General features: G+C 41.5%; 14 protein-coding genes. 8 read left to right on the forward strand and 6 right to left on the reverse strand.

What is annotated here, in order from left to right:
- Positions 1–56: 56 nt before the first annotated feature.
- Genes B3P16_RS13075 through B3P16_RS13085 form a run of 3 tightly spaced genes read right to left on the reverse strand, consistent with a single transcriptional unit; the run spans position 57 to position 5,458 of the window.
- The gene (locus B3P16_RS13075) at positions 57–1,259 is read right to left on the reverse strand and encodes a DUF4369 domain-containing protein (RefSeq protein WP_286843223.1); all 1,203 of its coding nucleotides are present in this window, start codon (positions 1,257–1,259) and stop codon (positions 57–59) included.
- A complete protein-coding gene (locus B3P16_RS13080) occupies positions 1,246–3,585 on the reverse strand; it encodes a glycoside hydrolase family 95 protein (protein ID WP_286843225.1) in 2,340 nt (779 codons plus the stop codon). Before B3P16_RS13080 ends, B3P16_RS13075 begins: the two co-directional genes overlap by 14 nt.
- Entirely contained in the window at positions 3,575–5,458 is a 1,884-nt protein-coding gene (locus B3P16_RS13085) for an alpha-L-fucosidase (protein ID WP_286843227.1), read from the reverse strand. Before B3P16_RS13085 ends, B3P16_RS13080 begins: the two co-directional genes overlap by 11 nt.
- A 558-nt stretch (positions 5,459–6,016) precedes the next feature.
- Between B3P16_RS13085 and B3P16_RS13090 the strand changes: the two genes are divergently transcribed.
- Positions 6,017–6,505, forward strand: a complete 489-nt coding sequence (locus B3P16_RS13090; RefSeq protein WP_046673701.1) for an META domain-containing protein — start codon at positions 6,017–6,019, stop codon at positions 6,503–6,505.
- A 225-nt stretch (positions 6,506–6,730) separates the two neighbouring features.
- A complete protein-coding gene (locus B3P16_RS13095; protein WP_286752698.1) occupies positions 6,731–7,903 on the forward strand; it encodes a trans-sulfuration enzyme family protein in 1,173 nt (390 codons plus the stop codon).
- Positions 7,904–7,992: 89 nt separating this feature from the next.
- Here the strand turns inward: B3P16_RS13095 and tpx are convergent, their stop codons facing one another.
- Complete coding sequence (tpx, locus tag B3P16_RS13100; RefSeq protein ID WP_046673694.1) at positions 7,993–8,493, reverse strand: thiol peroxidase; 501 nt, start codon at positions 8,491–8,493, stop codon at positions 7,993–7,995.
- Between the two features lie 148 nt (positions 8,494–8,641).
- Between tpx and B3P16_RS13105 the strand changes: the two genes are divergently transcribed.
- From B3P16_RS13105 to B3P16_RS13115, 3 genes are all read left to right on the forward strand, one after another.
- A complete protein-coding gene (locus B3P16_RS13105) occupies positions 8,642–9,868 on the forward strand; it encodes an OmpP1/FadL family transporter (RefSeq protein WP_286843229.1) in 1,227 nt (408 codons plus the stop codon).
- 22 nt (positions 9,869–9,890) lie between these two features.
- Positions 9,891–11,195, forward strand: coding sequence for an SGNH/GDSL hydrolase family protein (locus tag B3P16_RS13110; RefSeq protein ID WP_286843231.1), 1,305 nt, complete (start codon positions 9,891–9,893; stop codon positions 11,193–11,195).
- Between the two features lie 244 nt (positions 11,196–11,439).
- The gene (locus tag B3P16_RS13115; protein ID WP_046673691.1) at positions 11,440–11,856 is read left to right on the forward strand and encodes an OsmC family protein; all 417 of its coding nucleotides are present in this window, start codon (positions 11,440–11,442) and stop codon (positions 11,854–11,856) included.
- 155 nt (positions 11,857–12,011) lie between these two features.
- Here the strand turns inward: B3P16_RS13115 and B3P16_RS13120 are convergent, their stop codons facing one another.
- Positions 12,012–14,384 carry an outer membrane beta-barrel family protein gene (locus B3P16_RS13120; protein ID WP_286843233.1) on the reverse strand — a complete coding sequence of 791 codons (2,373 nt, stop codon included), beginning with the start codon at positions 14,382–14,384 and terminating at the stop codon, positions 12,012–12,014.
- 239 nt (positions 14,385–14,623) lie between these two features.
- Between B3P16_RS13120 and B3P16_RS13125 the strand changes: the two genes are divergently transcribed.
- Together B3P16_RS13125 and B3P16_RS13130 are read left to right on the forward strand one after the other, a co-directional pair.
- Positions 14,624–15,967: a sensor histidine kinase gene (locus tag B3P16_RS13125; protein WP_286843235.1), complete on the forward strand. Its 1,344-nt coding sequence runs from the start codon at positions 14,624–14,626 to the stop codon at positions 15,965–15,967.
- A 73-nt stretch (positions 15,968–16,040) separates the two neighbouring features.
- Positions 16,041–16,715, forward strand: coding sequence for a response regulator transcription factor (locus B3P16_RS13130; protein ID WP_046673688.1), 675 nt, complete (start codon positions 16,041–16,043; stop codon positions 16,713–16,715).
- A 3-nt stretch (positions 16,716–16,718) separates the two neighbouring features.
- On the opposite strand, the gene B3P16_RS13135 is transcribed toward B3P16_RS13130, so the two are convergent.
- A complete protein-coding gene (locus B3P16_RS13135) occupies positions 16,719–17,774 on the reverse strand; it encodes a hypothetical protein (RefSeq protein WP_046673687.1) in 1,056 nt (351 codons plus the stop codon).
- 156 nt (positions 17,775–17,930) lie between these two features.
- Here B3P16_RS13135 and uvrA point away from each other — a divergent pair, with 156 nt between their 5' ends.
- Positions 17,931–20,771 (forward strand): excinuclease ABC subunit UvrA, encoded by a 2,841-nt coding sequence (gene uvrA / locus B3P16_RS13140; protein ID WP_286843237.1) that lies wholly within the window; start codon positions 17,931–17,933, stop codon positions 20,769–20,771.
- Positions 20,772–20,789 lie beyond the last annotated feature (18 nt).

Below are 20,789 nucleotides of genomic sequence, written 5' to 3' on the forward strand. Positions count from 1 at the left end.
AAATAACAAATATTAAACAGTTAATTCAAATGTAAGATTTTTTAAGACAATAATCGTTAATTTTTAGCAAGAAATTCCTTTACCTTCCCTAAAAACTGTGGCATCGCTGGGTCCTCACCACTCAAGGATAAAATTTGGAAAGTCTGTGGATTTATCCATAGATAACTTGGCGTACGATCTATACCAAAATCATTTTCCATCGTTGCTTGGTCGTTATAATTCAAAAAATAGCTCTGCTTGCCCAGGGCAAGCTCTTTACTTGATTTGATCCATTTATCCAGATCCTTATCCAGCGAAAAATAGATAACCCTTACCCCCATTGCGTTCAACTGAGATTCTTTTTTCCGTAACATCTCTATATCCGCCTTACTATTTGTATTGGAAGTTCTCCAAAACGCGGCAATCAGCATTTTAGCTTTTGAAAAATCCTTCAAATTCAAACTATCCCGTTCTACATTCATGGGGCTAATAGCAGGAAATACAGGCATATTTTCATAGAAGTCTTTCACCTTATCGACCTTTTCACGTGCAAACTTAAAATAAGGATGTTTCTGTAAATCTGCATTAAAACTCAGCAATGCGGCATCGAATTTTTTATAGTTCGTCTGATCCAAGGAGATGTATTTAAAAAAATAAGGCAATACCAAGGATGAACGATGGGTACTATCGAGAATAAAATCGGCGTATAGTGTGCGTGGATTAAATGCTGTATTGCCACTTAAGCGCTGTATTTCATCTACTGTTTTTTCATAGGAACCGTCATTTCTTGCAGCCATCGAAGGCAACTGGCTCTCCAGTTGCCTTACCCTTTGACTTTTATTTGCCGTTTTATTTTTTTCCTCCTGTTCACGCTTTTGGTAGGCTGCATTGAACTGCACAAAATCGTTCGCATTCTGTGAAGAGGTTGTCAAGGTAAACTTGCCCTGATTTTCACTCAAATCATATTCACTCCCGCCTTCGACAAATAACGTATAGGGCTCCATACCCTTTATCTGAATATCATAAAATCCGGCCATAGCCAATTCACCTTCCAGAACAAATTGCCCATTGGCAACCTGTGTTTTTACAAATTGCTGCAATTTATTATCGTGATCGACGAGGCTCACCTGAGTCCCGTCCCCGGCGGTAGTTTTTCCGGTTATTTTATAGCTAAAGCTATTCAACAAGGCGGCTGTCTTCGCCGATTCGGACTTTTGGGTACAAGCTGTCGTCCCCAAGGCCAGCACAGACACCAAACAAAAATATTTAACGAACTTCATAATCTTTATAGTTTCCGTTTTCAAATAGACGAAGCTTTCCTTTTTTACCTTTAATCTGCAAGGCGGAAACCTTTCCATTTTCCCATTTGATGTCTACGGTATAGTTTCCACGGGTTCTAAGTCCCTTAACTTCACCCTTTGACCAAGCTTTGGGTAGAGCAGGTAATAGATGGATATAACCATTGTGGCTCTGTATCAACATCTCGGCAATCCCGGCTGCACCGCCAAAGTTTCCATCAATCTGAAAAGGCGGATGCGCACAGAATAAATTAGGGTAGGTACCTGCCCCGATTCCCTGATAGGTTGTTTCATTGGTAAAAGCAGGTTTAAGCAACTGCCTTAGAATTTCGAGTGCATGATCACCGTCCTGTAATCTCGCCCAAAACAATATTTTCCAGGCTCTCGACCAGCCCGTTCCTTCATCGCCGCGCACAGCTAAAGTCTTACGTGCAGCTTCAGCCCATTCAGGTGTCGTCTGTGGCGAGATAAATGCCGCAGGATACAAACCATATAAATGCGATACATGTCGGTGTTTAGGTTCAACTTCCTGATAGTCTTCGAGCCATTCCATGACACGCCCCGATGGGCTAACGACTACAGGCGGAGGGATATCCTTCAGCTTCGATTTCAAGGCACTGGCAAAACTATCGTTCGTCGCCAGGATAGAATCCGCTTGGATCACCGCCTGGTATAATTCCCGTACGATCTGATTATCAATGGTAGGTCCCATCACAACCGCAGCAACTTTTCCATTGGCCATTCGGAAAGCATTTTCCGGCGACACCGACGGTGAAGTGACCCACCATCCTGTCTTAGGGTCCTGCACGAGCGTATGATCGTAAAACTCTGCTGCTCCTTTGAGTATCGGGTAAATCTCCTTGAGATAATTTTTATCCTCAGTAAACTGATAATGTTCCCAGAGATGATTACATAGCCAGCCCGATGCCGTACTCGCTCCCCAGGAAGCCTGCTCACCCGGAGCGGAATAGCCCCAGATATTCGTCATCATATAGACCACCCACCCCGGTGCATTATAGTATGCCTTTGCAGTCTGCTCACCTGTCTTTGCAATCCGTTTTATCATTTCGATGAAAGGCTCATGATACTCGTTCAGATTATTAACCTCCACGCCCCAATGATTCATCTGTGCATTGATGTTGAGATGATAATCACCATTCCAAGGCGTATTGATCTGATTAGCCCATAGTCCCTGAAGGTTTGGCGGGAGCGCTTTTGTATTTTTCGGGGCAGCACTTGAAATATTCAAATACCTTCCATATTGGTAATAAACCGTTGCCAAATCGGGATCAGCAACCGGATTTTTATAAAAATTAGCAATGCGTTCATTGGTCGGAATAGCGTTATTCGCTGTATTTCCATACAGATTAAGACTTACCCGATCGAAGACCTTTTGATACGCAGCGAGATGATTCCGATATACCTTTTGTTCGTCAGCAGTTTTTGCTGCTGTAACCGCTGCTTTGACAACAGGTAAGGGGTCCTTTCCATAATAGGAAGTACTTGCTGAGAAATAGATCGTAAGACCACCATTTGCCGACACCTCTAAGGTTTTATCCTTTTTGTTGATCTGCAGATTTTTACCTTTAACCTGAATAAATCCAACGAATTTCAGATTTTTACCACCTTTTCCATCAGGCAAAGATCCCTCAACCAGAATCCCATCGTCCAACAAGGTATAACGGTCAATATTTTCCTGGCGCTGGAATGATATGCCTAACTGCTGTACCACATCTTTGCCTTGGCTTAATTGGATAACACCGACATTGTTGTCAAAAGAAGTATAATAACGGCGTTGGACTTGCTGTCCATTGATCTTGAATGAAGTTTGTGCAGAGGCCGTCGCTAAGTCCAGGGAACGCTTGTAACCTTCGATCGTTCCAGCAGGCAATTTATAATCGAGTATAAGGTCGCCGAACAGCTGATAACAGCCGTAGGGAACCGTTGCCCCATTACCAAAACCAGACCCCTTGCCTTTGGTCACAAAAGTTTCATTGACCAATTTTTCGGCTTCATCATTTTTACCGGCCTTAAGCAGCGCCTGAATAGCTTCAACATTTTTATAGGCTTCATAATTATTGGGATCCTCTGGACTGCCCGACCACATACTAATCTCGTTGAGTACGATCTTTTCATGACTAGGATTTCCATCTGGCATCATGCCGATGAGTCCGTTTCCTAATGGCAAGGTCTCTTCCCAAACCTTCGCAGGCTTATTATACCAAAGTACGCGTGGATTTTGTTGAGCAAAAAGTATCGTGGTATGACATATACATACCACGATAAGCATTAAAAATCTATTTACCATACAATTCAAATTCCGCTATGGCTAATTCATTGCCATCAATAAATTGTTTTGGTTCAAATTTGATAAACTTGGTTGCGCTGTTCGTATCGAAAAACACCTGTTGCAAAATCGGATTCGCCTTAATATTGGAAAACTCACCCTCTTTAACAAGGGTCCATGTTTTCCCGTCAGTACTAGTTGATATTTTGTAATGTGTTGGTGTCCCTACGTTCTTTCCATCCTGACGAGGAAGGAAGCCGATACCAGAAACAGGTTTGTCTGTAGCGACAACGATTACACCTTGATCGGCAACAGTCGCAAAAGTACTTGGTTTTCCGTCAGATAAATAAGCATTATTATTGGATCTACCTGTCGAAATCTTGAACCCTGTCAGCTTTTTCACCTCTTTGGTATTAAATGCAAAGGGTTCGTTGTACTCCTTGAACAGTCCAAAATCACTGAGCGTGATTGCTACCGGAGCATAAACATGAAGACGTAGTTTACTTGCAGTTTGAGGTTGCTCGAGTTTGATGAGGCGGTTTGCGCCGATACTTGTTGCTTTGGCCAAAGGTTTCCAGCTGTTATTTTCCCAACGTTCAATGGAGACACTATCTATACGTTGTCCCAACTTAATATTCTCCCGCAACTGAATTAGGTCGAACTTAGCAGGGGATTTTAATTTTATTTCCAATGTAGCCGATGTTTTGGAATCGTCTGTTGCCCAATAGCTATAGCGGTCGTTATCTGTAATAAAGGAAGTACCATAGGATTTCGAATCACTATTACGAGTATTGGATGCCGTGATGGTCGCTCCTTTGGCTAAATTGGTACGGAAAGTTTCCTTCACTTTTTTTCCAAAAGCCTGCAGCGACTTCACATCATTCTCATGTAATGTACCAGAAGGCATCGGTGCTAAGCCAAGATTCATACATGCTCCCCTTCCCACTGATTTTAAATAGATCTCAAAAAGCTGATTGGGTGTTTTTACACGGCTATCTTGTTCTTCATGATAAAACCATCCCGGACGTTGTGGTACGTCACATTCAGCAGGTATCCAATATTTACCGTTACGGTCGCCCGTTTCGGCATTGTGTGATTCTGTCGCTCCAGGTACAGCGATTTTTCCATTTAAGCCAATCGGCGTAAATGTTGCCCATGATGTTTCAGCAGCAAATCCTTTTTCATTGCCCACCCAACGCATATCCGGACCGATATCTGAGAAAATAACGGCTTCAGGCTGTAATTTTCTTACAATAGGCCATGTTTTCTCATGCCACTCATAGTATGTTGTTCGATCGATGATACGCTTCCCTTCATGTCCGCCATAAAAGCCATCACCGCCATTTGCTCCGTCGTGCCATGACGTAAACAATGGGCCATAATTGCTCATCAGTTCGGTCAGCTGCTGTCTGTAGGCATCGGCATAGGCCGGTGTGCCGTAACGCTCATCGTGACGGTCCCAAGCAGAAAGATATACACCAAATTTCATCCCATTGCGATGGGTCGCTTGCATAAAATCTTTGACCATATCACCTTTCCCGTTTTCCCACGGTGAAGAAGCGATACTATAGGATGTTGTCTTGGTTGGCCACAAACAGAATCCGTCATGGTGCTTTGCTACACTAATTAAACCCCTGAAACCACCTGCTGCAGCTGCCTTAGCAATTTGATTTGCATCAAAAGCCGAAGGGTTAAACAATGAGGGTTGTGCATCACCATAGCCCCACTCCTTATTTTGGAAAGTCGTCGGCGTATAATGAATCAAACAATACGTTTCCATCTCCTGCCACTTTAATTGACGCTCGTTTGGCAAGGCCCCGTAAGCTTTTAAAGTATCTGATTTGGCTACAGGCCCGCTGGAAAGTAAAATGGAGGATAACAAGATTGTCAACATAGTCTATATTTATGTGCTAGAAAATTAGGTTGTAAAGCCCTAAGATAAGAAGTTTTGCAAAATGCTGTATGTAACATTTGCGTACAAAACCGAGCGATGCTCAGCTCCATTAGGATGTATTCCTGGGGCAAATCGTATTTTTTGATCAAATCAATCGATTGATTAAAATAAGTCTTCCAATCTATCCATGCTGCTTTTTACAGCCAATCTTTTAATTTTTCATCCTTTTTTCACGCTAATTCCCTGAAAAATCGGATTCTTTCGCTTATTGATCAAACAAAAATCATCCATCCTTTATTAATAGAGGATAAGGTAGTTAGCAGCGTTCGACTAGATGCTCGCTTAGGCTATCCTTGAGATTGGCATGATAATTATAAGTATAGGGCAGAAAAAGGAATGTTTTTTCTGAACGTATCTGTCTTTACGGATTTGTATTTTTTCATTAAGGTATCAATGAGCTTGCTACGCTAGCGTATTGACCAGAAAGGAGTTTCGGATTGCTTTCATGGATATAGATACTGACGAAATAACAAAAGTTTTATATTATTAAAAATGATTATGAGAGGAAATTTAATGATTTTAGCGGTTGCATTGGCGTTTTCAACAATCGCATGTAACACAACTGGAAAAAAAGCTGAGGCAACAGGTTCCGGCGACACGGCTACTACCGTCCAAAAACCGAGCACAGTGGACAATGCATCTTTGGAAGGCACCTGGGAACTTAAATCCCTGACCACAGCAGAGACAGCAGGAAAACAACTTAAGGATTTATTTAAGGACAAAATTCCAACATTGACTTTCAATACGAAAGACCACAAAGTAGATGGTAACAATGGTTGTAATGGTATTGGTGGAACCTACGAAAGTGAAAAAGGCAATTCGATCAAAATTGGTGATAAATTGGTTTCAACTATGATGCACTGTGAGAATGCAGCTTACAACGAATTTATGAATGGTTTGAAGTCTACGACAAACTTCGATGTACGGGATAATGAATTAACATTTATTTCTGGCGACATCGTCGTCATGCAGTTTGTTAAAAAATAGGTTAGTTTAAGGTAAAAGAGGAGGCCGGTACATGTACCGGCCTTTTTTGTTCAAGAGCCTGTCATCTTCTTCACCTCCTCTTCGCATCGTGTCTACGTCCTTTGAATAGGAAAAATAAGGCAAAAGGAATATAATAGAGGGCGATAGTCTTTTTTTTTATAAAAAGGGGTTATTTCATTGCTAATTATATGAATATAAAATTTTCATCTCGTACCTTTACACATCATGAAACAAGATCAATCTAAAATCATACGTGAACAGGTCGATCGTTCAGCACTTCGCGAACATTCGACTCCTTTATACCTTACATCAAGTTTTATCTTCGACAGCGCTGAACAAGGTCGGGCGGTCTTTGCTGGCGAAGAGGATGCAATGATTTATTCCCGCTATGCCAATCCAAATACTTCAGAATTCATCAACAAAGTTTGTATTCTTGAAGGCGCAGAGGCAGGGTTGTCTTTTGCATCAGGTATGGCAGCAGTATTTGCCTCCTTTGCGGGCATTATCGAAAGTGGAGACCATATCGTTTCTTCACGCGCGATATTCGGTTCTACGCATCAGTTATTTACGGAACTCTTCCCACGTTGGGGTGTTACCACAACTTACGTAGACGCTGCTAATCCTGAAGAATGGGAAAAAGCGATTCAACCCAATACGAAAATCATCTTTTTGGAATCGCCATCCAATCCTGGTTTGGAACTGGTTGATTTGGAATGGTTGGGTAAATTCAAGGAGAAATATCCCCATATCATTCTGTCGATCGACAACTGCTTTGCTACGCCTTATCTTCAGAAACCGATTCAATATGGATTTGACCTAGTTATCCATTCGGCCACCAAATATATGGATGGGCAAGGTCGTGTCTTAGGTGGAATTGTGGTTGGAAAACAAGAGCTAATCGACAAATTGATGTTCTTCATTCGTCATACAGGTCCAGCACTCTCCCCATTCAATGCATGGATCATATCAAAAAGTTTAGACACGCTGGGCATTCGTATGGACCGTCATTGTTCCAACGCATTGGCTTTGGCCGAAGCCTTAGAAAATCATGCGGAAATTGAGGATGTAAAATATCCATTTTTACCAAGCCACCCACAATATGAGCTGGCCAAGAAACAAATGAAAGCTGGTGGCGGTATTGTAACCTTTGTTGTCAAAGGTGGTTTTGAGCGAGCAAAAGCCTTTGTGGATCATTTGGAAATGATTTTATACACCTCTAATCTAGGAGATTCAAGATCAATCGCGACGCATCCAGCCTCTACTACCCACTCAAAATTGTCAGAAGATGAACGCTTGAACTTAGGCATCAAACCGGGCAGCATCCGCCTCTCTGTAGGTTTGGAAGATCAACAAGATATCATTAACGACATCTTACAAGCATTAGAAAAAACAAGATAAACATTCGCTTTGTTATAGTTAGCGAATATAGATCAACTAAAAAAGCCTTTGCATAAGCAAAGGCTTTTTAGATTATTCCAAAGTTATTCTTAATTCAAAGATGCGATCGCTGCCGCATAGTTTGGCTCGTCAGCAATTTCTGCAACTTGCTCTTCATACAACACTTTTCCAGTTTCATCCAGTGTAATGACAACACGGCTCAACAAACCTGCCAACGGTCCATCGGCGATAGCCAGTTGATAAGCATCTGAAAAGTTTGAATCTTTATACTCCGATAATGTCACCACATTATTTAGACCTTCTGCTGCACAAAAACGACCTTGTGCAAAAGGTAGATCTTTCGATATACATAACACAACAGTATTATCTAACTGCGATGCTTCTTTATTAAATGCACGTACGGAAGCGGCACAAGTTCCGGTGTCTACACTAGGGAAAATATTTAATACAATTTTTTTTCCTTTGAAATCCGCTAGAGATTTATCGGAAAGATCGCCTGCAGTTAATTTAAAATCAGGAGCTTGCTCGCCAACTTGTGGTAAACTGCCTTTTGTGTTTACTGGATTGCCTTTAAAAGTGATTGTAGCCATATAATATGATCGTTTAATTTTTAGTATCCTTGCACTTAAAGGTACGAGCAAAAAAAATATTACACAACATTTATTAATTTTAGTCAAACATTTATTATGTTAGCATTGTATTTGATAGAGGAATGTTAACCAAACAATAAACACTAGTATGAAGAAACTACTATTCTCAATACTTTGTGCAAGTCCGTCACTCCTGTTTGCACAAGGATCACAAGTGAATCTACAAAGTCCCAAGGCAGTGGGAATGGGGGGAGCAGGCTCTGCTTACTTTTTAGATGAATCTTCCATTTTCTATAGTCCGGGCGCCTTAGCAAAAATGGATCATAATGCCATTTCGATTGCTGGTAATGCCGTCATGTATAAATCTGCATTTCAAGAGGTTGGGAGTACAGTTGTTTATCATACTAGAAATCAGATTTCAACTCCTTTTTCATTATTTGCCGCATTCGGTCCTAAAAACTCCTGGTGGAAAGCGGGTATTGGCGTCTACACACCTTATGGTGGAGCCGTCGATTGGGGAAAAGATTGGGTAGGTAAATTCAGTTTGGTTAGCCTTTCGCTTCGTGCAATCTATATTCAGCCTACATTAAGTTTCAAACTGACTGAAAATTTTAGTGTCGGTGGCGGTTTTGTATACAACATTGGTACGGTAGACCTCGAGAATTCTGTTCCAGTATTTTACCCAGATGGTCACGCCGGATTAGCGACCCTAAAAGGAACCGGAACTGGCACAGGTTATAACGTTGGCATCCATTATAACCTAGAAGACGAATTTGCAATATCGGTAAGTTACCGATCTAAAGTTGTCACTAAACTTAAAAATGGTGATGCAACTTTTGACGTGCCTGAATCGGTGGCTAGCAATTTTCCTGCAGGTAACAAATTCAGTGCTGAGCTACCGCTTCCTTCGACATTTGCCGCGGGCATCGCCTTCCCTATTTCGGAGAAATTGAAGATGGCTCTTGATGCAACGCTCATTAACTACGACATATATAAAGCCCTAGATTTCGATTACAAAGAAAACACACCTGTATTGCAAGATACCCATTCACCAAAAAAATACGACAAAGCAGGATCTATTAAAGCAGGATTGGAATATATTGCTTCCGACCGCCTGCAATTACGTATAGGTGGCGGTGTGATCGCAACACCGGTACAACAGAGCGCCTATGTCTATCCTGAGACACCCGATAACACGAGATATTTGATATCTGGAGGTTTTACGGTAAAACCATCACCAAAAATTGACGTCACAGGTTCGTTTGCTTACCAACGCATTGTGGCTCGTCCGTCAACTAATGTGGAGAGCCATCTTTCAGGTACATATGTGACAAATATTTTTGCTCCCGGTATTGGTGTAAGCTATAAATGGTAATTAACAGCCAAATTTGACTAAGATGAAAAAAAACAAACTTTATATAGCTGCGGCGTTAGCACTTTTTGCGATCTCCTCATGTAAACCTACATTGGACGAATATACGCCTTCGGCAGGATCGCTCAATTTTTCAAAATATGTTGCCATCGGAAATTCATTGACTGCTGGGTATGCGGATGGTGGACTGTATCTGGAAGGTCAAAAGGTAGCCTATCCAAATTTAATTGCCGAACAGTTAAAGCAAGTCGGTGGTGGTGAATTCAAATCGCCGTTTTTCAGTGAAGATCAAGCCAATGGTTCTGGTTATATTACACTTACAGCGCTCGTCAATGGCCAGCCGGTAACGGCACAGGTAACGGATAAATTGGCCTACCGCTCAGCTTCACCAAAATTATTGACAAAATATACCGATCCGATCAACAACCTTGGTGTACCGGGCATGCGTATGGATATGGCTTTTGTAGCTGGAATAGGATCACAGGCTGGAAATATGTATTTCGAACGCTTGCTGCCTGATGCTGATGCAATGAAAACGTATTTTGCTTATTCCACAGCGCAAAATCACACATTTTTTAGTTTCGCCCTAGGTAACAACGATGCATTAGGCTGGGCTACAAATGGTGGTGTAGAAGATGGACCTACATCAACATTAACCTCCACTGCGCTATTCACATCATTACTGGGCAACTATGTGACGACATTAACCGCTGGCGGACAAAAAGGAGTACTAGCAACAATTCCAGATGTAACAGCAACACCCTATTTTACAACGGTAACCCGTGCTGCGTTATTGGCAGCTGTCAATGCAACAAATCCGCCGACACCGGTAACAAATATCTACATAGCAACCAAGTCAGGCCCCCGTGCAGCTAACGATCAAGATTATTTTGTCCTTCCTTTCTCCTCAACAGGATTATTGGGAAAACCAAATGCTGCACAAATTCCATACGGCTTACACCCGCTGAATCCCGTCGAAGACAAATACGTACTTGATGTAAGCGAAACAGCAACGGTCGTACAACGTATCAACGAGTATAATGCTGCTATCAAAGCTGCTGCAAATTCAAAAGGTCTAGCTTTAGCTGATGTGCATGAATTCTTGAATAATGTAAAAGGAGGTGTTCGTATCAACGGACTAGCGGTGAGTGCAAAATACATTACCGGAAATGCATTCTCTTTAGATGGTATTCACTTAACACCAATTGGAAACGCCCTAATGGCGAACATCTTTATCAGCGCCATCAATTCTAAATATGGCTCAAAGATTCCACAGGTTGATGTAGCGAAATATCGCGGTGTCAAACTACCCGATACCGTCACAAAATAAAGAGTGATCTACATACTGACAAAAGGCAGACGAATAATCGTCTGCCTTTTTTGTATATTTCCTCTATAAATAAGTTCCTCAATAGGCAGAGGAGAGATCGATAAATTACTTTTATATACTACGCAATTATATTGCATATAAAAGGTAATTTATCTAAGTTTGTTTAGTGTAGATTGAACAACAAAACCCTCGTATGGATTGAAAAAGGAGTCTAAACGAGCAAAAAAGAATAAAATAAAATAAGATGAAAATCAAATTAAACCGTGTCAACCAAGCTGTGCATTTCGAAGCCAGCAGTGAATTATCTCCTGTCAAAGTCAACATCGATGGCTCGGAAGCTATCGGCGGCGAAGGAAAAGGTGTTCGTCCAATGGAATTGGTTTTAATGGCACTGGGTTCTTGTAGCGTCTTTGACCTCCATAGCATACTAGTAAAACAACGCCAGCAAATTGACGATATCCAGGTCGAAGTGGAAGGAAAACGACGCGAAGAAATCCCGCAGGTATTTACAGATATCCACATCAATTTTTTCCTAAAAGGCGAAATTGATGAGCTAAAAGCAGCTAAAGCGGCTGAACTGGCCGTTAAAAAATATTGCTCAGTACATGATATGCTTGCCGCTGGCGGTATCAATATCACGTATTCACTGAAAATAAACTAAGAAAATACTTTCCTGGCATCTGATAATCCTCCACATTCGATGTGGAGGATTATTGCTTTTGATCCATGCGGTATTTATTCTCTTTACCGGCGCATGGAGATATACCAAGTAAATAGCGTCTGCAGCAGGATTTGACTTCGTCAAAATTAACTGATTTACAAGCGATTCTGCTCTTCTGTTCTTGTTGGCTGATTGCTGCTCTTGACCTTCTGGTTTCCAAAATGATACCGCAGCGTCAGATTCACCTTTCTAGTATCGCGGTAATCTTTATAAAAGTTATTTTGGTCGCCATACTTGGATGATATCGTCATTTTTTCCGTTTTGAAAATGTCCATAAATGATAGATTCACTTCAAATTTCTTCTTAAAGAACTTTCGATTTGTCGTCACATAGGTACTTGAATATCCTGTGATTTTAAATGGCCCTTGTATCGTCGGGGATGTAAATGTGTTACCCAGCTCAAAGTTCCAGCCAGCATCTTTATGCAGTACATAGTTGGTACTTACGTTTCCGTTGCCGATATACACATCATTCTTGTGCAATACATCATCAGTCCCCATAAAGTAATTCTCGTTATACATTCCTTCCAACTGGAGATTCAATCCCCAGCGTCCTGTCAGCTGAAAACTCTTACCCAGGTCTATACCCGCCCCTTGTCCTTTCTTGATATTGGTATATTGGAAAATCAGCTGGTGATTGTTGTTATCTTGACGGGAAATTTCCATATTCGGCCACTTCTCAAATCGGTAAAATAGATCGATATTCCAGTTGTTTTTGGTCCAGGTCAGATTGAGGTTATGGACGATCGTCGCCCTTAAACGTGGATCTCCCTGAAAGTAGGAAAAGCGATTATAGTAGGACTTAGCAGGATTAAGCCAAGAGTATGCTGGGCGACTAATACGCTTTCCATAAGAAAAGCCGAACTGCTGATCGTCAGCCAAGGCATATTGCATGTAAAATGTCGGGAAGAGCACAAAATAATCACGCTTATTAATATCAGCTGGTTCGGACACAATACCTTCCAAATTGGTATATTCCCCCCTTAAACCAGCTTTCCAGCTCCATTTCTTCCAAGCATAATCGAATGAGGTATATACAGCTATATTCCGTTCTTTGTAATCAAACACACTGCTCTTGTCGAGCCGGTGCTGAAGAGTACCGGATTCATCATCAGAAAAAGCAAGGGTGCTTGTTGTTTTCACATCACTAAATTTCCCACCAAACTCCAGCCCCAGTTTCTTTATTTTCCCGGTGAAATCTATCTGTGAAGAAAAAAGCCGGTTTTTATTTTCATTATTACTGATAAATCGAGTGTCTGTAGGTTCCTCCCCCTTAAATCGCAGTGCCGTCAAAACATCCTGATCGTTGGTAGAATGGTTATCTGTAAAATAGGATGACCAGTTTATGCTCCATTTGGGATTAATTTTCTTAGTTACCTGAAGATAGAGGTTATTCGTTTTTGCCGATCGTTGATGATCATTAGTAGTGAGATAAGAGGATTCCTGCACATGATTTTTATCGTATATGATCGTGGGTACCTCATAGATACCATAGGTTTTCGGTCCGTAATATCCATTTAGTCCGGCGTTGACTGTCCAGGTTGTATCGGGTGTATAATCTATCGAAAACACATAGCTGTTCTGACTGTTGTTGGTATCAAATCTATCCATTACACCTTCCCATGAGGTTTGCTCGTTCGGATAATACACATAATTCGTTTCATAGCGGGCGTAAGTCCCTCTTCCGAAATTATAGGTACCACGAAGATTGATTTTTTCATTTTTATAATACTGGGTCAGTCCAAGCAGTTGCTTCCAAGTACTGCTTTTTTCGGCCAATGCAACCGCTGAGCCTCTGTAGCCATATAGGTTCGATTTAGAAAGTTTAATATTGATAATCGTACTTCCCTCAGCTTCATATTTTGCTGGTGGATTGGTAATAACCTCTATCGATTGCACGTCGCTACCTGCTGTATTCTCCAGATAGGTTTTCAGTTCATCCCCCGTGAGCATCACTTTTCGCTCATTAATGAGGACAACAATATTTTTGCTTCCACGAACCATTAAATCCGCACCATTCACCATCACCAATGGCGTACGCTTCAAAATGTCCCAGCTGTTAAGCGCTGAAAGATTTGAATTCTGAACGTTAAATTCCAAGCGGTCCAACTTGCGGATCAATCTAGGAGCGCGAGCGACGACTTGTGCTTCTTCGAGTACCTTTGCTTCGGGAAGAAGTTCAAGCAAGAAAGGGCGTGAAATGGTATCGCTGTGAAAAAAAAGTTCCTGAGACTTGAAGTTTAGATAGGTTGTTCGTAGATAGTAGCCACTAGGATGATCCAGCATAAGTATAAATTTTCCAAAATGGTCCGTCTTTACTTCCCGGATCTCCTGATAGTTGCTATCCAATAGCATAACGGTCGCTCCCGCCAGCACAATTTTGTTTGCATCCTGTACTTGCCCCCCGATTTGTTTGGTCTGTGCCGAAAGCAACAAGGGGAAAGCCAGAAAAAATAGGATCAATTTCATGTACAAATAATTAGTCTTTTAATTCTAGTATAGCTTATCCGCATTATTCTATTTGTTAGAATTTATGTTTTGTAACACATAGGCCAGTTTGTGGTCATCCGTATTTGACAACCGCGGCCATTTAATACGCTGATATTCTATGCTTCAAAAGTGCCTATAGTTGAAGCAAATGATAGTTAACAAAGGGTTAATGCTGCGTTAAGGTATATTATCTTAGCCGTCAGCAGTTATATTTGTGTATGGAATTGAAGCCCAAAAGTTATATCGTCCTCTTTACGCTGTTTTTTGCTGTACTTATCGGCATACAGGGGTATCAATTGTATAATACCTATCAGCTCAAACAGCGTGATATTTTTGCCACTGTGAAGAGTAAGCTTGGCAAGCTTCATGACAATGACAAGCTTTTTGATGATGATTTAATGAGTAAGGACATTGCCAGAGACTATTATATCAAATTGGTTAAAAATGAGATTACGGCTGAAAAACTGAAAGGACTTTACAGTGCAAATGCACATAAAACATCCCAGAGGCTAACGCAATATGTCGACAGTCTATTTCAGCCACTTGGAATGGATGTCATCCTGAAAAAAGAAATTTTGGGCATCTATTTCAAGAGCTTAGAAAAACAGATCGCAGCGGGTCCCATTACCATCTACACAACGTCTGGAGCTTTTCGGCAGCCCGTTGAACTTTCCTCAAGCGAGTGGATAACAGAAAAAACAGAAACACAGAAAATCGAAAACAGCATCCAGAGCAAAGAAGTCTTATATACCTTTCTTGTACATAGGAAGACATCGTTTGAGGTGACGAATCTCAACTGGATATTATTCAAAGAACTTACTTCGCTTCTGTTGAGCACCCTTTTTATTCTTGTCGCCTTCCTTTGGCTTTTTTATAGAACCATTCAGAATCTCAGAAAACAGCAGAAACAGATCAGCGTGCTACACGATGTCGTTGACAATATTTCTCATGAGCTCAAAACGCCAATCGCAACCTTGAAGATTGCAGCTAAAACACTACGGAAATCAACAGACGACAATATCATAACAGTCATTGAACGTCAGGCAAACCGTCTCGAACAAACCCTCAACCCACTGAGCGAGAATCTTCAGACAAGGGATCAGCGCCCTATTACCAACAGAGAACTACACGCTATTTTCGAAGACTTTCAATTGACCAATCCGGCTATCGCATTCCAATTAAGCCCCTTGCCTGACGGTAAATTATGCCTGAGCCTAAATGATGCGACAACACTATTTCAAAACCTGATGAACAATGCCGTAAAATATGGTGCAACTTGGATTAATATCTCTTTTGAGGATCAGAAAGGTAAACTCTCGATTTATATACAGGATAATGGTTACGGCATGGCGGAGTCCGAGTTACCTTATATTTTCGACAAGTTTTACCGCATCCAGAAAGACAATATTCACGACAGCAAAGGTTTGGGAATCGGTCTTTTTCTTGTTAAGACAATCGTGGATCGTTATCACGGACAGCTTACCGTAACCAGCAAGCCCGATGTAGGCACTACGTTTAAAATTCAGCTGCCCCTCGTTGCTATTCAATCACAGACATCATAATCAGCAGCAGGGATGATCAGCGAAAAAAAAATAGGGAATAGACAATCAATACATTAACGACTGAAAATAGCATATGAACAAAATACTACTCGTGGAAGATGACCCAGATTTTGGTTTTATGCTCAAGCAATACCTTGAGCTATCCACATTTAACATAGACTGGATAGCGCAGCCCAATGATCTTACGGAAAATTTCCAGCAGCTAGCCGATTATGATCTGGTTATACTGGATGTTATGCTGCCTCAAATTAGTGGTTTTAGCCTTGCCAAAGAAATCAACGCCCTATACCCCACGTTGCCATTTATCTTTTTAACAGCCAAGGAGCAAAAAATAGATAAGCTCACGGGACTAAAAATCGGTGCCGATGATTATATCACCAAACCTTGTGATCCTGAAGAACTGTTACTTCGCATACAGAATATATTAAAGCGAAATCAGAAAAATAGTACCCCAAAATCGATTGCCATAGGTACGTATATTTTCTATCCCGAACAGTTATTATTAAGCCATGCTTCGAAACAATATAAGCTTACTGAACGTGAATCGCAACTTCTCCTATTTCTGTCGCAACACAATGGTCAACTTGTCACACGCGAAGAAATTCTTGAAAAGGTCTGGGGAAACGCAGATTTCTTTACCGGAAGGAGTATGGATGTCTTTATTACCCGAATCCGAAAATACTTAAGCCTGGATCCCAAGCTTAGTATCAGTTCACATAGAGCAGTCGGATTTACGATTCAATTTTAAGGATTATCCGGCAATCTCTTCTTTCCGCTTGTTCCATAATTTCTCTGCCCAACGACCGACAAACCAAAAGGACACCGCTAAAATTAAAAAGAATACGGCTCTATTGATATTATCCCAGAGATACTCCACATATCGGGTATAGATATTAAGTACTAAAAATACAAATCCCACTTCCCTGCTTACATTATCTTTAGCCTTTAAGCCGTAGACAACCAAGAATGCCGACACGGCAGTGGATAAAATACCCCAATAGAACATATGGTATTGACGTACTGTCGTCCATTCATAGAAATCAGCATAATTCCCAAAAATAGATAGGGTCCACAAGGAGACCATCAGGTAGATCAACCCTACAATATAACTGATAGGCTGAAAGATTTGCAGGCGTTCGAACCGCGGTTGAACCCAAACGGCCAAAGCGGTGAGCAGCGCTCCGAAGATGGTAAAACGAAGTGGGTAATTCATTCCCCAAAACTTAAAGCCCCAATTGCTATGGTAGGCCGTCTCGGTCGCAAACCATACCCCCAAAGCCAAAAGCATAAAGGTCCAAATCAGTTTACTGTCTAGCTTAACAGCAAGAAAGCCATAAATTGCAACAGAGAGTAAAAATAACAAGGAATAATGCATCGTATCTTTATCCAATACTTTACCCATAAATCCGATGCAGGCTGCTGTTCCAAAAACCCCAATCAGCATCATCGTTTCAGTGGATAGATTTTTATAAGGATATCGTTTCTTATACCGAAAACCCAGCGTATAGAATAATACGGCCACAGCAGCAAAAAAGAAGCAAAATAGGATATTAGGCGCTTCGTAAAGTGTATCGACAAAGGCCAAGAATGATGCATCTGTAAACAACGAAAAAACAGCAAAGACCAAAGAAGCCAAGGCAATCCAAAAAGCATATCTCGCCAGTTGTCCCCAGTCAAAACTTTTTACGTCCAAACTATCCATCAGCTCGTTCGCTTTTTGTTCATCCAACAGGTTTTCTTTCTTCCAAAATTGGACAATATCGTCGATCGATTGTTTCTCTTGTTTGCTGACGTCGTATTTTCGCATAAATTTAGATTTACTGTGCAAGGTACATTATTTTTTTAAATCACTTGTATATCACATTTTATTCCAAAAGTCAGATTGGCTCGCATAATTCCTTTAAAATCTGTAATTTTGCATGTTTTGCATTTTATCCCTCAACAGGGACTTTAAGGAGTTTTCATGGCAGTAAAAAGAAGCCCAGATTTGGGCGAACAAAGTGAAGTTCAGGTATTTGGAGCGCGTGCGCATAATCTAAAAAATATAGATGTTTCTTTTCCGAGAAATGAATTGGTTGTTATTACAGGTTTAAGTGGCAGCGGAAAGTCTTCTTTGGCTTTTGACACCATTTATGCTGAAGGACAACGTCGGTATATGGAGACATTCAGTGCCTACAGCCGTCAATTTTTGGGCGGCATGGAACGTCCGGATGTGGACAAGATCTCGGGCTTAAGTCCAGTGATCTCCATTGAGCAGAAAACCACCAGCAAAAACCCCAGGTCCACTGTTGGAACCATTACCGAGGTGTATGATTTTATGCGTCTACTATTTGCCCGAGCGGGGGAAGCTTTCTCCTATGTGACCGGTAAGAAAATGGAGCGTATGTCGGACGATCAGGTTATCGAACGTATTTTGACTGAATTTGAAGGGCAGGCTTTAAATATCTTGGCTCCAGTGGTTAAAGGCCGTAAAGGTCACTACCGGGAATTGTTTGAGCAAATCCGTAAACAAGGTTATGTGAAGGTGCGCGTGGATGGAGAGATCTTGGACCTTGTTCCTAAAATGCAGGTAGACCGCTATAAAATTCACGATATTGAGATCGTCGTGGATCGTTTGAAAGTAGAGCGTGAAGATAAAAAGCGCCTACAGACTTCGGTTATGCAGGCGATGAAAACTGCCAAAGGTATTATCAAGGTCTCCACCAAGGATAATCAGGAGCAATTCTACAGCCGTTATCTCATGGATGCTGAATCGGGTATCTCTTATGATGAACCGCAGCCCAACACTTTCTCATTCAACTCGCCTTATGGTGCCTGTCCAACATGTGATGGATTAGGCTATATTTTTGAAATTGATAAAAATGCGGTTATTCCAGACAAAAAACTCAGTATTCAAAAAGGGGGTTTAGCCCCTTTGGGACCTACCCGGGAGAACTGGACTTCAGAAGTCTTGAAGGCTGTCGCAAAAAAATTAGATTTTACCATTTCAACGCCGCTTGAAAAGTTCAATGAAGAACAGATTGACCAGCTTTTATTTGGCAATAAGGAAGAGCCTATCGTTGTAACAGTATCTTATGGCAGTTATGGCACACGAGAATATCGTGTTGAATTTGAAGGAATCTTTAAGATGCTGGAAGAGTTTTCCGGAAAATCTTCGGATGAAGCCCCTTCTTTAGATGATTTCAGGACGAAAGTCACCTGCCCAACCTGTGCGGGAGCGCGTTTGAAAAAAGAGTCTTTACATTTTAAAATAGCGGATAAAAACATCCATGAGCTCTCCACGATGGATATTACATCGATCAAGGAGTGGTTTGATCAGGTAGAAAGCAAACTTGATGAACGCCAGCTTATTATTGCAACAGAGATTTTAAAGGAAATCCGCGCACGCTTAGGCTTCTTGCTGGACGTAGGCTTAAATTACCTCACCTTGGATCGTACTGCTAAAACACTTTCCGGAGGGGAGGCACAACGGATCCGTCTGGCAACACAGATTGGTTCCCAACTGGTGAATGTACTTTATATTCTGGATGAGCCGAGTATCGGACTTCATCAGCGAGACAATGAACGGTTGATCAATGCCCTCAAAAACCTACGCGATATTGGCAATTCGGTCCTTGTTGTCGAACATGATAAAGACATGATCCTACATGCGGACCATGTTATTGACATGGGTCCTGCAGCAGGGGTTCACGGCGGTACAGTAGTTGCCGAAGGTACCCCAGCAGAAATCCTAAAATCAGACTCTCTGACAGCGGCATACCTCAACGGGACAAAAGAGGTTAAGATTCCGGAGAAACGTCGTGAGGGCAATGGAAAAACATTGTCATTACATGGCGCAACAGGACATAACTTAAAAAATCTGTCTGTCTCTTTTCCATTAGGTAAACTCATTGTTGTTTCGGGGGTTTCGGGTTCGGGCAAATCCAGCTTAATCACGGGAACATTATATCCGATTCTGAATAAACATTTTTTCAGAGCCAAAGCCACTCCGCTTCCTTTCAAAAAAATTGAAGGATTAGAACATATTGATAAAGTCATCGAGATCGACCAAAGTCCTATCGGCCGTACACCACGATCCAATCCGTCCACCTATACAGGCGTATTTTCGGATATCAGAACCTTGTTTGTTCAATTGCCAGAAGCTAAGATCAGGGGCTATAAACCAGGACGCTTTTCCTTCAATGTCAAAGGCGGCCGTTGTGAAACCTGTCAAGGGGCCGGATTGAAAGTCATTGAGATGAATTTCCTTCCCGATGTACAGGTTCCTTGTGAAACATGCCACGGAAAACGCTATAACCGAGAAACTTTAGAAGTACGGTATAAAGGAAAATCCATCTCCGATGTACTTGATATGAGTATCAACGATGCTGTGGATTTCTTTGAGAACGTCCCGAGTATCTATCGAAAGATCAAAACACTGCAGGATGTAGGTTTGGGATACATCACCTTAGGTCAATCCTCCACAACCTTATCGGGAGGTGAGGCTCAACGGGTAAAATTAGCTACGGAACTTTCTAAAAAAGATACTGGAAATACATTTTATATCCTTGACGAACCGACTACAGGACTACACTTTGAAGATGTCAATGTCCTTATGGGCGTTATCAATCGCTTGGTCGGACGCGGGAATACCGTTTTGATCATCGAGCACAATCTTGATGTTGTTAAATCGGCGGATTGGGTCATTGATATCGGTCCCGAAGGTGGAAAAGAGGGCGGTCAGGTTCTATTTGAAGGAACGCCTGAAAACTTAATTAAAAATAACAAAAGCGAAACGGCACGTTTCTTAAAACTGGAAATGTAATATCAACAAAACAGCAGC

Source organism: Sphingobacterium sp. UBA7631 (assembly GCF_002483935.1).
Taxonomy (GTDB): domain Bacteria; phylum Bacteroidota; class Bacteroidia; order Sphingobacteriales; family Sphingobacteriaceae; genus Sphingobacterium; species Sphingobacterium multivorum.

What these genes read in the sequence shown, in the direction of transcription:
- uvrA (WP_286843237.1), top strand. Translation starts at nt 17,931, where the DNA reads ATGGCAGTAAAAAGAAGCCCAGATTTGGGCGAACAAAGTGAAGTTCAG.
- B3P16_RS13130 (WP_046673688.1), top strand. Translation starts at nt 16,041, where the DNA reads ATGAACAAAATACTACTCGTGGAAGATGACCCAGATTTTGGTTTTATG.
- B3P16_RS13115 (WP_046673691.1), top strand. Translation starts at nt 11,440, where the DNA reads ATGAAAATCAAATTAAACCGTGTCAACCAAGCTGTGCATTTCGAAGCC.
- tpx (WP_046673694.1), bottom strand. Translation starts at nt 8,493, where the DNA reads ATGGCTACAATCACTTTTAAAGGCAATCCAGTAAACACAAAAGGCAGT.
- B3P16_RS13120 (WP_286843233.1), bottom strand. Translation starts at nt 14,384, where the DNA reads ATGAAATTGATCCTATTTTTTCTGGCTTTCCCCTTGTTGCTTTCGGCA.
- B3P16_RS13080 (WP_286843225.1), bottom strand. Translation starts at nt 3,585, where the DNA reads ATGGTAAATAGATTTTTAATGCTTATCGTGGTATGTATATGTCATACC.
- B3P16_RS13090 (WP_046673701.1), top strand. Translation starts at nt 6,017, where the DNA reads ATGAGAGGAAATTTAATGATTTTAGCGGTTGCATTGGCGTTTTCAACA.
- B3P16_RS13125 (WP_286843235.1), top strand. Translation starts at nt 14,624, where the DNA reads ATGGAATTGAAGCCCAAAAGTTATATCGTCCTCTTTACGCTGTTTTTT.
- B3P16_RS13095 (WP_286752698.1), top strand. Translation starts at nt 6,731, where the DNA reads ATGAAACAAGATCAATCTAAAATCATACGTGAACAGGTCGATCGTTCA.
- B3P16_RS13075 (WP_286843223.1), bottom strand. Translation starts at nt 1,259, where the DNA reads ATGAAGTTCGTTAAATATTTTTGTTTGGTGTCTGTGCTGGCCTTGGGG.
- B3P16_RS13110 (WP_286843231.1), top strand. Translation starts at nt 9,891, where the DNA reads ATGAAAAAAAACAAACTTTATATAGCTGCGGCGTTAGCACTTTTTGCG.
- B3P16_RS13105 (WP_286843229.1), top strand. Translation starts at nt 8,642, where the DNA reads ATGAAGAAACTACTATTCTCAATACTTTGTGCAAGTCCGTCACTCCTG.
- B3P16_RS13085 (WP_286843227.1), bottom strand. Translation starts at nt 5,458, where the DNA reads ATGTTGACAATCTTGTTATCCTCCATTTTACTTTCCAGCGGGCCTGTA.
- B3P16_RS13135 (WP_046673687.1), bottom strand. Translation starts at nt 17,774, where the DNA reads ATGCGAAAATACGACGTCAGCAAACAAGAGAAACAATCGATCGACGAT.